The sequence below is a fragment of the Sulfurimonas sp. HSL3-2 genome (genome assembly GCF_039645965.1).
GTDB classification, from domain to species: Bacteria; Campylobacterota; Campylobacteria; order Campylobacterales; family Sulfurimonadaceae; genus Hydrocurvibacter; species Hydrocurvibacter mobilis.
In genome coordinates this window covers 1,359,308-1,373,457 of the sequence record NZ_CP147917.1, presented here as the reverse complement: position 1 = coordinate 1,373,457, position 14,150 = coordinate 1,359,308, and the positions used below count along the sequence as shown (strand labels likewise).

14 protein-coding genes are annotated in these 14,150 nt (G+C 38.1%); 8 read left to right on the top strand and 6 right to left on the bottom strand.

Annotated features, from left to right (window positions below; genetic code table 11):
* Positions 1-146: 146 nt before the first annotated feature.
* Positions 147-1,421, top strand: coding sequence for an ATP-binding protein (locus WCX87_RS06810; protein ID WP_345978713.1), 1,275 nt, complete (start codon positions 147-149; stop codon positions 1,419-1,421).
* On the top strand, positions 1,411-2,061 hold the full coding sequence (locus tag WCX87_RS06805) for an RloB family protein (protein ID WP_345978711.1): 651 nt from the start codon (positions 1,411-1,413) through the stop codon (positions 2,059-2,061). The genes WCX87_RS06810 and WCX87_RS06805 overlap by 11 nt, the downstream gene beginning before the upstream one ends.
* Before the next feature lie 57 nt (positions 2,062-2,118).
* Here the strand turns inward: WCX87_RS06805 and WCX87_RS06800 are convergent, their stop codons facing one another.
* Positions 2,119-2,349: a hypothetical protein gene (locus WCX87_RS06800; RefSeq protein WP_345978709.1), complete on the bottom strand. Its 231-nt coding sequence runs from the start codon at positions 2,347-2,349 to the stop codon at positions 2,119-2,121.
* Between the two features lie 111 nt (positions 2,350-2,460).
* Here WCX87_RS06800 and WCX87_RS06795 point away from each other — a divergent pair, with 111 nt between their 5' ends.
* Together WCX87_RS06795 and WCX87_RS06790 are read left to right on the top strand one after the other, a co-directional pair.
* Complete coding sequence (locus WCX87_RS06795; protein WP_345978708.1) at positions 2,461-2,778, top strand: hypothetical protein; 318 nt, start codon at positions 2,461-2,463, stop codon at positions 2,776-2,778.
* Positions 2,772-3,137: a rhodanese-like domain-containing protein gene (locus WCX87_RS06790; protein ID WP_345978707.1), complete on the top strand. Its 366-nt coding sequence runs from the start codon at positions 2,772-2,774 to the stop codon at positions 3,135-3,137. The genes WCX87_RS06795 and WCX87_RS06790 overlap by 7 nt, the downstream gene beginning before the upstream one ends.
* Before the next feature lie 50 nt (positions 3,138-3,187).
* On the opposite strand, the gene WCX87_RS06785 is transcribed toward WCX87_RS06790, so the two are convergent.
* Positions 3,188-4,639, bottom strand: coding sequence for an acetyl-CoA carboxylase biotin carboxylase subunit (locus tag WCX87_RS06785; protein ID WP_345978705.1), 1,452 nt, complete (start codon positions 4,637-4,639; stop codon positions 3,188-3,190).
* Between the two features lie 129 nt (positions 4,640-4,768).
* On the opposite strand from WCX87_RS06785, the gene WCX87_RS06780 reads away from it, so the two are divergent.
* On the top strand, positions 4,769-5,641 hold the full coding sequence (locus WCX87_RS06780; RefSeq protein WP_345978703.1) for an AraC family transcriptional regulator: 873 nt from the start codon (positions 4,769-4,771) through the stop codon (positions 5,639-5,641).
* On the opposite strand, the gene WCX87_RS06775 is transcribed toward WCX87_RS06780, so the two are convergent.
* The 4 genes from WCX87_RS06775 to lpxB are packed head-to-tail and all read right to left on the bottom strand — an operon-like array spanning position 5,638 to position 9,392.
* On the bottom strand, positions 5,638-6,363 hold the full coding sequence (locus WCX87_RS06775; protein ID WP_345978702.1) for an acyl-ACP--UDP-N- acetylglucosamine O-acyltransferase: 726 nt from the start codon (positions 6,361-6,363) through the stop codon (positions 5,638-5,640). The genes WCX87_RS06780 and WCX87_RS06775 overlap by 4 nt on opposite strands.
* The gene (locus tag WCX87_RS06770) at positions 6,360-7,256 is read right to left on the bottom strand and encodes a Gfo/Idh/MocA family oxidoreductase (protein ID WP_345978700.1); all 897 of its coding nucleotides are present in this window, start codon (positions 7,254-7,256) and stop codon (positions 6,360-6,362) included. The genes WCX87_RS06775 and WCX87_RS06770 overlap by 4 nt, the downstream gene beginning before the upstream one ends.
* Positions 7,257-7,258: 2 nt before the next feature.
* A complete protein-coding gene (locus tag WCX87_RS06765; RefSeq protein ID WP_345978698.1) occupies positions 7,259-8,350 on the bottom strand; it encodes a DegT/DnrJ/EryC1/StrS family aminotransferase in 1,092 nt (363 codons plus the stop codon).
* Positions 8,340-9,392: a lipid-A-disaccharide synthase gene (gene lpxB, locus WCX87_RS06760; RefSeq protein ID WP_345978697.1), complete on the bottom strand. Its 1,053-nt coding sequence runs from the start codon at positions 9,390-9,392 to the stop codon at positions 8,340-8,342. Before lpxB ends, WCX87_RS06765 begins: the two co-directional genes overlap by 11 nt.
* A 55-nt stretch (positions 9,393-9,447) precedes the next feature.
* On the opposite strand from lpxB, the gene WCX87_RS06755 reads away from it, so the two are divergent.
* From WCX87_RS06755 to WCX87_RS06745, 3 genes are read left to right on the top strand one after another with little or no spacing between them, the layout of a single operon-like run.
* On the top strand, positions 9,448-10,635 hold the full coding sequence (locus WCX87_RS06755) for a dihydroorotase (protein WP_345978696.1): 1,188 nt from the start codon (positions 9,448-9,450) through the stop codon (positions 10,633-10,635).
* Positions 10,625-11,317, top strand: a complete 693-nt coding sequence (locus tag WCX87_RS06750; RefSeq protein ID WP_345978694.1) for a uracil-DNA glycosylase — start codon at positions 10,625-10,627, stop codon at positions 11,315-11,317. The genes WCX87_RS06755 and WCX87_RS06750 overlap by 11 nt, the downstream gene beginning before the upstream one ends.
* 38 nt (positions 11,318-11,355) lie before the next feature.
* Positions 11,356-14,136, top strand: a complete 2,781-nt coding sequence (locus tag WCX87_RS06745; RefSeq protein ID WP_345978692.1) for an EAL domain-containing protein — start codon at positions 11,356-11,358, stop codon at positions 14,134-14,136.
* Positions 14,137-14,150: the final 14 nt, after the last annotated feature.

Genomic DNA, 14,150 nt, shown 5'->3' with positions numbered 1-14,150 from the left:
ATTTTTTTAATGTGACCTTGATTATGATTTTCCCAGATGTTTAATATAAATGTAACTTTTTATGATATATTATATGCTTAAACTGATTATTTGTGACTTATTCACAAATAATAGAGTACAATAGCCTCAATTAAAAAGGATATTAAATGTTAATTGATTTTACTGTTGAAAATTATAGATCTATTAAAGATTCTATAACTTTTACAATGGAAGCCACAGCGATAAAAGACCATTCTGAAAATATTTTTGATGATGGCAAAAAAACTTTGTTAAAATCAGCTGTAATTTATGGTCCTAATGCGAGTGGAAAAAGTAATTTATTAAATGCAATGAATTTTATGAGACATTTTATTGAAAATTCGGCAACTGAATATAAACAAAATGACACAATTGGTATAGAATCATTTGAACTAAATTCTCATACTGAAAATCAACCTTCTCTTTTTGAAGCAACATTTGTACACAATAAAATAAAATATAGATATGGCTTTAGATTAGATAATAACCTTGTGCATGATGAATGGCTCTTTTATACCCCAAATATTAGAGAAACAAAATTATTTATTAGAACTGGACAAGAATTTGATTTATCAACAGCTTTTTCTGAAGGTCGCCTTATTGTAAAAGAGAATAAAACAAGAGTAAATGCGCTTTTTTTATCTGTGGTAGCACAATTTAATGGTGATATATCCAATGATATAAGTAATTGGTTTAAGCAATTTAATATTACATCAAATGTTGATAAAAATAAATTTGAGCATTATACGCATGATATGCTTAGTAATTCAGAAAGTAAATATAAAATTCTTCAATTACTTCTATCAGTTGATATGGGCATAAAAGATGTAGAAATGAAAATAAGAGATGTGGAGTATGAAGAAGTTCCTTCTTTTATACAAAAAATGATCAAAGATGATAAAGCAGAAAAAAGTAAGATTACTCAATCAGAGATAATAACCAAACATATGCAGTATAATGAGAAAAATGAGTATATCAAAGATATTGAATTTAAATTAAAAAAAGAATCAACGGGTACAAAAAAGTTTTTATTACTTGCTGGTCCAATTGTTGAAACTCTTGAGAATGGTGAAATATTAGTTATTGATGAATTAGATAATAGTTTTCATACACAAATGACTGAATTTATTATAAAACTATTTAATTCTAAAGAAACTAATCCAAATAATGCGCAATTAATTTTTGCAACACATGATACAAATTTACTAACACATAAATTATTTCGTAGAGACCAAATTTGGTTTGTAGAAAAAAATATATATGGTGAAAGTGAGATTTTTTCTTTAATAGATTTTGGAGCTAGAAAAGACACTTCTCTTGAAAAAAATTACTTAGAAGGTAAGTTTGGTGGAGTTCCACATATCTATAATTTATATGCAGAGAGTATAGATAATGGGAACTGAAGATAGACATAAGATAGCAAAAGCTCAAAGAAAAAGAACTATTAAAAAAACAAAAAGTATCTCAAAAAGAGTTCTTATAGCTTGTGAAGATACAAAGTCTTCAAGATTTTATTTTACAAAAATGATAAAAGATTATAGGCTTAGAGGCAAAGTTACTTTTGCAACGAATATTGGAACAAATCCAATGAAAGTTCTTGAAGCAATAAAAAATCACTTATTAAAAGATTCTAATTTCGATGAGAAGTGGATTGTCATTGATAAAGATAGTTATTCAAAATCAGAGTTTAATGGAGCTATCGCAAGTGCAAAAGCTTTAAATATTAATGTTGCCTATGCAAATGAAGCTTATGAACTATGGATATTACTTCATTTTATAGAACAGACAGCACATATTAATCGACTCCAATTAAATAAAAAACTTAAAACTTTAATTGACTATGAAAAAAATAATGAATTTATTTATGAAATAGTTAAATCTAAGCAAAGTGAAGCAATTAAAAGATCAAAAAATTTAATTAAACATTTTATAGATATAAATGGAAGTTCTAATCCATTTAATGACAATCCATCAAATACTATTTACAAACTTGTTGAATCTTTGGAAAAACTTAAGATAACAGAACCTATCACCAAAGAGTGAATTATGAGTGAAGTCAAAATTAAAATTCCGGGGATAGGATACTTATTTAATTTAGTTTCAAAAATAGTAATCTAAAGTGTATATCACGACAAAGCCTGTTGTGTCAGTTGCAACATCTGCAGAGCCGAGAAATAGAAAAGGAGTGACGTAAAGAAAATGCAACTGTTTGAGTGAAACGAGTTTTGCATTTTTAGGAATGGATTTTCTATTGCTTGGGAACTTGACAAAGTCAAGCTCGAAGCCGTTGCAAGAGCTTTTTGGTACTTTTTTGCGGAGAAAAAAGTACATATACAAAGCCTTACTTGTAAACAGAAAATAGGGGACATTCCACATACCTTTTCAATGTCAGGCATGATTTATGTATATACTCTTTAAATGCTGTTTAACAGGGAGTATATTTTGAATGCATGTTTGGTAAATATATGCGAGACATTTGAAGAGATAACAGATTTCTTTCCAATGAGGTCTCAGGAAAAAGAGGAGACCGTAACAAGACTTTTTTTTGATTTTTTAGACTGCTTCTCATCTTTGCAGGCAGAAAAACTCGAGTATCCAAAAGAGTTTCAAAATGATGTAAAGCTCTATTTGCAGGGGCATCTGATACTGCAGAAAAAGTTTGAAGATGTAGAGATACGATATCTGATGTTAAGTGATTTTTATGATTTTTGCAGATTGACAAAAAGGTATAAAACAAAAAAGAAAGGCCATGAATGTTAGATTTTGGGCCGTTCAAGTCTCTTTCAACGAAAGAGTTTCAACAAAAAAAAGAGGAAGGGTTTCATATCATCGATGTAAGAAGAGTTGACGAGTGGGAGGAGTACGGCATCATCGAAGGCAGCCATAAGATCACATTTTTTGATGAGCTGGGACTCTTTGATATAGATCAGTTCTTAGAGGCATTTACAAAGGTGGTGACAGATCAAGAACAGCCTTTTATCTTAGTGTGTGCTCATGCAAGCAGAACAAAAGCGATCGGTGAGATAATGGGCTCAAAACTTGGATATCAAAATGTCTATGAGTTAGACGGCGGGATCAATTGGGGTTGGATCGATAAAGGTCTGCAAACCGTAAAATAAATATAGGAGATGCAGAGAGCCTTACATGTAAGACTCCCTTTGTAGAAGTTTTAGTGTCTGACGTTGATATTATGCGCTTTGATGGTCTCTACAAGTTTAGAGATATTTGCCATCTTTTGCTCTTCTTCCTCTATGTTGTTGATCGCATCAAGGTTGAACTTGTCCAGTTTTTTATCTAAGTAGCTTGTATCAAACGTCCCTGCGATAAAATCCAGGTCACGCACGATAGCTCTGTGAAGAGGGATATTTGTAAATACTCCCTCTATGAAGAACTCATCTAAAGCACGTTTGGCTTTTCTAACAACTCCGTCCCAGTCAAGACCAGAGACGATAAGTTTTCCTATCATAGAGTCGTAGTTTGCAGGGATCTTGTATCCTGAGTACATACTCGTGTCAAGTCTTACTCCAGGACCTCCCGGCGCCATATAGTTCGTGATAGTCCCGACAGCCGGCATAAACTTCAGTTTCGGGTTTTCAGCATTGATCCTAAACTCGATAGCGAAGCCTTTGAGTTTGATCTCCTCTTGAAGGAACTGCAGTTTGTCACCCTCTGCGATCTGTATCATTCTTTGGATGATGTCTATCCCTGAGATGATCTCTGTTACAGGGTGCTCGACTTGTACCCTTGTGTTCATCTCGATGAAGTAGATGTTGTCCGCTGCATCGACAAGAAACTCGATAGTCCCGACACTCTCATATCCAAGTTTGAACATCGCTTTTGTAGAGATGCGGTAAAGTTCGCGTCTTACAGTTTCGCTTAGTCTAGGACTCGGTGCGATCTCGATCACTTTTTGGTGACGTCTTTGGATCGAACAGTCACGTTCACCAAGGTGTACGACGTTGCCGTATTTGTCAGCGATGATCTGGATCTCTATGTGTCTCGGGTTCTCGACATATTTCTCGATGAACATCTCGTCTCTACCGAAGTATTTTTTAGATTCGTTCGCCGCAGACTCGAAAAGCTCTTTGAACTCTTTTTCCTCTCTTACGATCCTCATACCTCTACCGCCGCCGCCGAAAGCCGCTTTGATGATGACAGGGAAACCGATCTCTTTAGCGATCTTTTCACCCTCTTTGATATTTTTTACAGGCTCATCCGTACCTTCAAGTACAGGAACGCCTACTTTTTTCATAGCCACTTTAGATGCCATCTTGTCACCGAAAAGTGCTATGTGGTCTGCTTTTGGACCGATGAAGATGATGCCGTTGTCTTCACATGCCTGAGCGAACTCTGCGCTCTCGGAGAGAAAGCCGTAACCCGGATGGATAGCGTCACACTCAGCTTTCTTTGCCAAAGATATTATCTTGTTATAGTCAAGATACGCTTCAACGGGATTTCCTAGAATAGGGTAACATTCATCCGCTTTTCTAACCCAGATACCTTCGATATCTACTTCAGAAAATATCGCGACACTTTTGATCTCCAGCTCTTTACAAGCTCTGATGATTCTTAGGGCGATCTCGCCTCTGTTTGCTATAAGTACTTTACCTATTTTTTTCATTGGATAAGTCCTCCATTTTTTTGATGGCACTATTTTATAGGTTTCAAAAAAAAAGTTCTTCCTCTTTTATGCTCGAAAAATTGTTCATAAGTGCTTATTTTATGACTAATTTATGCTACAATTATTGTTATGAAGAAAGAAACACTGCAAAAAAGAATCAAGATCGCTAACGATATCATGTACTATGTCTATACCCATATAGAGACGCATATAGACATTGACGAGCTGAGTCAGGACTTCGGCGTAAGCAAGTACCATATGCAGCGTATCTTTAAAGAAGCGTTTGGAAGAAATATCTACGAGAGCATAAAGTCCATACGCCTGCAAAAAGCTTCCAACCTTCTTTTGACAAACAAATACTCGACCATCTCCAACATCGCCAATATGTGCGGATACTCTTCACAGTCCTCTTTTATAAAAGCTTTTAAAGAGAGATTTCGGATGACTCCAAAAGAGTGGAAAAACGGAGGCTACAGACTGTACTCGAACTGGATACTCCAGCAGTCAAAGGGCGCGATGCAGTCGACTGCGGACTTCAGTGACGTTACGGCGACTATCGTAAAGATGCCCATAATACAAAGCTACTACATAAGAAATAAAGGTTACAACACTAAAAACATAGAGGAGAGCTGGCAGAAGTTAGAGACGTGGGTACTTAGCAACAATGTCAAAGAGTATCAGGAGATCGCACTCTTTCATGACAACCCGACGATCACGCCGCTTGACGAGTGCCAGTATGTCGCCTGCATCGCCACAAAGAACGAAGTAAACAGTGACAGACTGCCGAAGTTCAACATATCAGACGGCGTTTATGCAAAGTTTGATCTGAAGGGGAAGAAGGGCGACTTCTTACGGTTCATGAACTGGGTCTATCATGAGTGGCTTTTGAGCAGTGAGTATGAGACGACGACAAAACCTTCATACGCCATCTACCATAAGAACAAGTATCTCTCAGACGACAAAGAGTTCGACCTGAGCTTCTACCTGCCTATTCAGTTTTAGAGGTTGCTCTCTTTGATGAAGCCTGCAAACAGTTTGACATAGTTGTTTGCACTCTCTTGCTCTACTGTTTCCGCCAGCTTTTTATCTATACCGTGGTTGATCAGCTTTTTGTATGCAGCTTTGATGTCTTCGATATCGTCACTGTTGTTAAGTCTGCGTCTTAGACCGATGATATTGAGACCCTTGATACTTGAACGGTTCCCTTCGACTAGACAAAATGGAGGGACGTCATGGTTTACGAATGAAGCACCGCCGATCATGACACCTGTCCCTATATGGTTGTTTGCCTCTACCGTACTAAGTCCGCCAATGATGACACGCTCTTGGCATGTGACGTTCTCATAGAGTCTTACAGCATTTGTAAGGACACAGTTGTTTGCTATCTTCACGCCGCTCATTATCTGCACATAGGCCATGATGAAGTTGTCGTTGCTGATATCTATACTGTTGTTCTCTTCACTCTCTTGAGCTCCGATCTGAGCGAACTCTCTGACATGAGTGTTCTTGCCTATTCTGATAGTAGACTCTTTATGCCCGATAGTCGCAAAGCTGAATATCTTGACGTTCTCTTCAACAGTAGTCTTGCCTTTGATAATGACATTTGAGGCGATCGTCACACCCGAAGCTATGACGGCATCTTTGCCTATGAAACAAAATGGCCCGATATTAACGTCATCTGCGATACTCGCACCGTCTTCTATGATCGTAGTCTTATCTATCATGATTGGATTGCAATTTTTAAAGTGATGATACTGTCTTCGATAGAAGCAAGAGAGCCACGTTCACCGGTTTTGAGGTATGAGATGAAAGTCTCAAGCTCTTTGATAAGAGGCTCATCTTTTTTGATATGGCATCCTCTTACGACATAAGAGTTGTTTGTACTAAACGATGAGTACTCAGTAAGACTCTGCGCTATCAGGTCAGCTTCAAAGTATGAGTCCTGACATGCTACCTCGATGCAGCGTTTTTTAAACGGAGTCAGCCAGTTCGTCGTGATGTTCGCGATCACAGAATCTGTAAGTTCGAAACTAAGAACTGCATTGTCTTCATGGTGGTTATGGATCTTTCTTGATTTAAAGATAGACTGGTCAAGGATATCTTTATGCGTGATAAAACGGATAAGATCGATATCATGTACCGAAAGGTCTGTTAAAACTCCGACATCGGCGATACGCGGAGGAAACGGTCCGACACGTGTAACTGCAACGGAAAATATCTCTTTAGCTGCCAGTTCATCTTTTAATGCCTGAACGACCGGGTTAAATCTTTCGACATGCCCGACACAGCTTTTGATCCCCGCTGCATTGACGGCATTTAAGATATCTTTTGCATCTTGAACCGTTGAAGCCGCAGGTTTTTCAATGAATATATGAACACCTTTATCGGCACATTTTAGAGCGACCTCTTTATGTAAAAAAGTAGGAACGGCGATTATGACGGCATCAGGTCTTGCAGTGTCCAGCATCTCGTCTACATCATGAAAAAACGGTTCGTTGTAAGGATCGTTCTGTACGACATCACAAAGTGCGCAGACCTCTACGCCGTCAAGCTGACTTAATATACGGTAATGGTTTTTACCCATCGCTCCCAGGCCGATAATCGCTATTTTTATCATACTTATCCTTTTATCGCTTCTACTATAAAATCTTGTTGTTCATCTGTAAGATACGGGCTCATCGGAAGAGACATGATCTCATTTGAAACAGCTTCGGAAACAGGGAAGTCACCCGCTTTATATCCAAGGTATGCAAACGCTTCTTGAAGATGAAGAGGCATAGGGTAGTGAACGGCAGTCGGAATAGACTTTTCACTTAGTTTTGCTACCATAGAAGCTCTGTCTTTTACTCTTACCGAGTACTGTGCATATACGCTTGTTCTGTCAGCCTCTACATGAGGAGTCACGACATTTGCACCTGAGAGTAAAAGAGAGTATCTTTGACCTATCTCTTGGCGCAGTTTTACCTCTTTGTCAAAATGGCGCAGTTTTACATCAAGGATAGCAGCTTGAACAGCGTCAAGACGACCGTTGATACCGATATATTTGTGTTTGTATCTCTCATTCTGTCCATGGTTTAAAAGCATTCTCATCTTCGCAGCAAGTTCGTCGTTGTCGGTAAAGATAGCTCCACCGTCACCGTAAGCACCAAGCGGTTTAGAAGGGAAGAAACTTGTACAGCCTATGTGTGAAAGCGCACAAGACTTTTTGCCTTTATATTCGGCACCGAAGCTTTGACATGCGTCTTCTATGACTGTAATATTGTGTCTGTCAGCAATAGCGTTTATCTCATTCATATCTGCACATTGACCGTAAAGAGATACAGGGATGATCGCTTTTGTGTTTGCAGTGATAAGATCTTCTATCTTAGATGTATCGATATTGTAAGTCTTTTCATCAATATCGACAAATACAGGTTTTGCACCTAAGAATGCGATCACTTCGGCAGTCGCTATAAAAGTAAAAGGAGTCGTGATCACTTCATCGCCTGCTTTGATGTCAAGTGCCATAAGAGCGAGTAAAAGTGCGTCAGTTCCACTGCTGCATCCGATAGCATGTTTTACACCCGTATATGCAGCGATGTTCTTTTCAAAACTGTCAAGTTTCGGTCCGCCTATAAAACCTGCACTGGTAAAGACTTCGCTTACCTCTTTGTCTATCTCTGCTTTATACTCTTGATACTGCGCCTGTAAATCTATAAAATTAATTTTCATTCTTTCCCTCTATGATGGATGCTACGGTCTTTGAACTTCCGTGGTTTAGGTATTTTCGTAACTCTTTTGAATTGTTCAGAAATGTTTCTCTATCAAACTTTTTATATGCTTCTAAAAGGTTTTCAACGGTTACTTCGTTTTGGATAAACTCCGGATGAAGTGCTTCGCCTTTGAACTTCTCAAACATGATATTGCCAAGACCGATATAATCCAGCTTCACAAGACGGCTTGCCAGAAAATAATCAAGCGGTTTTGCGATGTAGCTCAAAATAAACGGAATACCGATAAGTGCTGCTTCAAGTGTAGCCGTCCCGCTGCAGATAAAAGCAAAGTCACACTCTCTTAAAGTCTGATGTGCATCATGAACAATTTTAAATTTCGTTAGGGTACCGTAAACTTCTTTTATATCTTCTTTAGTGAACTGTTTTGGGACGATAATATACGCCTCACAGTCAAGCTTTTCTCTTAGTTCGGTAAAGATCGGCATCAGTTTTTTGATCTCGCCCCTGCGGCTTCCCGGCATAAATGCTATTTTATTCGTGTTTGAAAGTGTCTCTTTATACTCTTTTATCTCATCTAAAAGTGGATGCCCTACATAGGTGATAGGAGCATTTTTGGAGTAATAATCTTTTTCAAACGGCAGTATCGAAGCAAGGTGCGTGATGGTCTTTTCCAGTACCGGTATACGCTTTTGCTTCCATGCCCAGGCTTGCGGGAGGATATAGTAGATGATCTCTTTTTCCGGATATCTTTTTTTGATCTTCTTGGCAAGAGGAAGGTTAAAACCTGATGAGTCCATAAGAAGTATCTTGTCGGCATCTTTTGCCAGCTCTACCATCTGGGCATTGAGTTTGAAAAAAAACTTTAGTTTTTTGACGGCATCTACAAAGCCCATGATCGCTAAAGAGGAGAGATCAATGATGGGATTTCCGAGCTTTTTGTCAAATATCCCTATGAATTCGACGTCGGGACTCAGCTCTTTTTTCAGAGCATTAAGATGGATATTTGCAGAGTGCTCCAAAGCACTGACAAGAAGTTTCAAAGTTTAAACCTTTTTATCATATAATTTTGCAATTATATCTAAAGGTGTTGTTTAAATGGTAATATCTAATCTTAAAATTTGCGATATCGACGGCGAAAGATTTGCCAATATAAAAGTGGAAAACGGAGTAATAACCGATATAGAAGAGATACAAGGGAGCAGTGCGGGTTCTTTATGCCTTATCCCTTCGTTAATAGACCTCAATGTCAGAGTCAAAGACGATGTCTTAAACTCTAAAAGAATAGAGGAGATCTCTTGCAATGCCGCAAAAGGCGGTGTAAAAGATGTTATATTAAATCCGGAATCAACACCTGCAATAGATGATGAGATCGTCCTGGAATTTGTTCAGAACAATCCGATCCCAAATGGCGGAGCTGATGTACACTGCTCCTTTAATACCATCAAATCATCAGATGCGACACTGAGCAACATCGCCATCCTTCTTAAAAAAGGTGCAGTAGCTCCTTTTATGAGTACGACGACTCATAACAATTTAGCGATCAAGATAGCAGAGTATGTCAAGATGTATGGTGTGACGCTGTTTTGTAGAGCCGAAGACAGAAGCCTGAGCAATATGGGCGTGATGACAGAAGGCGAGGTCAGTGCTCATCTGGGTCTTGCGGGCATACCTGCGATCGGCGAGCTCTTACATGTAAGCCGTATGATAGAGCTTGCGCGTTACTACGGCATAAAAGTGCTTTTCAAATCCATCGCAAATCCACGTTCTATAGAGATGATAAGCAAAGCAAAAAAAGAGGGCGTCGATGTGAGATGCGAGGTAAGTATCCACCATCTTCTGCACTCGGACGAGCTTTGTGAGAACTTCAACACGACAGCAAAAATATACCCGCCGCTTGCTACAACAAACGACATGAAGCTTATGCAAGAAGCACTGAAAAACGGAGAGATAGATATGCTGACCACTCTTCATCAGCCTTCATCTCCGGTAAACAAAGAGGTCGCTTTCTTTGATGCGACATACGGGTGTGAGAGCATAGATCATGCACTGCCTCTTTACTATACGAAACTTGTTAAACCGGGTATCATCAGTATGAAAGAGTTTGTACGTTTAAGTGTACAAAATCCTGCAAATGCGATAGGTCAGCAAAGAGGAAAGATAGAAGTAGGGACAAAAGATTTTGTGATCTTTAATACAGAAGAATCTTTACATGTAAGCAACTCGCAGTCTCTTTACAACGGCGAAGAACTTTTTGGTGTCATAAAAGAGATCGATGGACTTTAAAGAGCTTCTAACTGAACCCGGCTGGAAAGAGCTTCTGTCCGATGAACTGGAGAAGCCCTATATAAAAGAGCTGGAAAGCTTTTTGGAAGAGGAAAAAGAGCATTACAAGATCTATCCGCAAGAGAAAAACTTCTTTAATGCCTTTAACCTTACTCCTTTTGATAAACTAAAAGTCGTGATAATAGGACAGGACCCTTATCACGGAGCTTCTCAGGCTCACGGTCTGGCTTTCAGCGTTCTTGGCGATACTCCTCTTCCTCCGTCTCTACGCAATATTTTTATCGAATATACAACTGATCTTAACCTGCCGATGCCAAAAAAAGGCGATCTTACTAAATGGGCAGAGGAGGGTGTTTTTTTGGTCAATGCGGTTCTTAGTGTACGTGAAGCTCAGCCCAACTCGCATAAGAAGAGAGGCTGGGAAAAGTTAGTAAGAAAAACGATAGAGATCATCAATGAAAAAAAAGAGCATGTCGTCTTTATTTTGTGGGGAGCCGATGCACAAAAAAAAGAATTACTTATAGATGGAACCAGACATCTTGTACTAAAAGCTCCGCACCCGTCACCCTTATCATCATATAGAGGATTTTTCGGTTCAAGACCTTTTACGAAGACAAATGATTATTTAAAGAACAATAATATAAAACAAATCGAATGGAATTTAGATACAATTAAAGAATAATATGTGCACTATACTGTTGTACGAGAAGGGGATTGTATTTGAAATTACTTAATTATACATTTGACAATACTGCAGATTTAGAACAATTTATACAAAAGAATATAGCTGATCAAAAGAGTGTTTTAGTTCAGGTATTCAGCGGTGTATTAGATACTCAAAAAGTTCAGTCTGTACTAGATATATTGGTAAAAAAAATCCCTCAAGCATCTATTATAGGTGCATCGACTGCAGGTGAAATATCCGGCGGTATAATACATGACAATACTATACAGCTCTCTTTTTCTATTTTTGAGAACTCTGCACTAAGAACTATATATTACCCCCAAACAACTTTTCAGACAGGTGTGGATGCCGCAAACCAATTTCTAAAAGAGAATACCAAAGCTGTTATCGCATTCAGTGAAGCATTAAAGAGTGATTCGGAACTTTTTTTAGAAGGTTTTTCATCGGTAGAACATAATATCCCGATAGCCGGCGGTAATGCAGGAGATAACCTTACCTTTCAAGATACATTTTTGATCCATGCAGATCGTATATATCATGATGGTATTGTCATCTGTGCGATAGACAGTGATGTACTCAGCGTATCGACGAACTACTCTTTAGAATGGACACCTGTCGGAAAAGAGATGGTAATCACAAAAGCAGACAAGAATATTGTCTATGAGATCGATAATACTCCTGTTGAAGAACTATACAGACACTATCTCGGTGATGAGATCCTATTGGATTTTCCGGCTGCTGTTGTAGAGTTTCCTTTGATCAAGACAGATGAAAATGTTGTAATAGCGAGATCGATCGTAGCCAAAACAGAAGATGAGGGGTATATCTATGCCGGGCACTTTAAAAACGGCGACAGAGTAAAGTTTGCGATAGGAAATGTCGAAGAGGTGCTAAATAGAGCGAAATATCTTCATAATAACATAATCGCCTCACCTGTTGAAGCCACTTATATATACTCATGTTCAGTGAGAAAGCTGTTTATAAAAGAGCAGTTGAACTATGAGTTTGGTCTGATAGAAGAGATAGCTCCTACTGTCGGTTTTTTCACCTACGGAGAGTTTTATCATGGAAAGACAAAAAACCAGCTTTTAAATATCACTACGACGACACTTAGTCTTTCAGAGTCTAAAAGTCTGCATAAAAAGTCTGAACTTCAAGAAAGAAAAGCTAAGTCGTGTATGCTTAAATCACTTACAAATCTTGTAAATATTTCAGAAAAAGCGCTTAATCTTAATCTTGTAAAACTCAATCAATATAAACAGATATTAGATAACAGTGCCATCGTCTCAAAAACAGATACGAAGGGGGTCATAACTTATGTCAATGATGCATTTTGTAAGGTCTCGGGATACAGCAGAGAAGAGCTTTTAGGAAAAAAACACAATATTGTAAAACACCCTGAGATGGATGATTCTGTCTTTATACAGATGTGGGGAGATATCACAAGTAAAAAGATATGGCAGGGTACTATCCAAAACCGTGCAAAAGACGGGCATTCATACTATGTGAAGTCTGTGATCATGCCAATACTCGATGATGAGGGCAATATTATGGAATATATTGCCGCTAGAACTGATGTGACCGATCTGATAAATAAAGATAAGATCATAAAAAGACAGTTTGAAGATACACTGACAGGTTTGCAAAACAGAGCGTCTCTTCTTTACCAACTAAGTACTAAGCCAACTGAGTACGCTTCGCTGATCCTTATCAATATTGACCGTTTCTCCGATATCAATGATTATTTCGGATATGAGACAGGCGATATAGTGTTAAAAGAGTTTGCCAATAGAATAAAAAATCATCGTAATCAGGTATATAGAATAAGCGGAGACGAGTTTGCGATACTGTGCGAACATGATCTGGCCGATGAAAATAAAGATATGATCATTAAGATGATAACGGATCTGGAAAATGCAGAATACAGACTTTATGAAGACACGGTCTCGATATTTCTATCCTGCGGGGTAGCATACGGTAGAAAAAGCGAGATATATAAATTTTCGCATATGGCTTTAAAAGAGAACAAGACATCAAACAAACACGTGGTCTTTTATAATGACAATGATAATCTGGATAAACAGATAAAAGATAATATAAGGATCATTTCCAACATTAAAGATGCACTGAAATATGATAGATTTGTGCCGTTCTTTCAGGGAATAGTAGATAACAAGAGTAAAAAGATAGTCAAGTATGAATCACTGATCCGTTTAAAAGAGGATGACGGCAAGATAGTGTCTCCATACTTTTTCTTAGAGCATGCGAAAAAATCAAGACTTTACACAAGACTTACAGAGGTGATGATCAGGAAATCGTTTGAAAAGTTTGCAGACCTTGAATATGAGTTTTCTATCAACCTCTCTTTACAGGATATCGAGTCCTCAAAAGTAGTCAATCAATTGATAGAAAGTCTAGAAAAGTATAAGTGCGGGGACAGAGTAGTTTTGGAGATAGTCGAATCAGAGGGGATCGACAGTTTTGAAAAGATGTCGGAGTTTATAAACAGAGTCAAGACATTCGGCTGTAAAATAGCGATAGATGATTTTGGAACAGGTTACTCGAATTTCAGCTATCTCTCAAAACTGCATATAGACTATATAAAGATAGACGGTTCTTTGGTCAAAGATATAGATAAAGACGAGTCTCAATTGGCAACTGTTGAGAGTATCTTACACTTTGCTAAAAAGATGAATATAAAAACGATAGCGGAGTTTGTAGAGAACGAGACAATCTACAATGTGTTAAATGAGTTGGGAGTTGATTTCTCTCAAGGGTACTTCTTCTCTAAACCGCAAGAGGAACTTGCTGATTAGCATTTATTTTTATT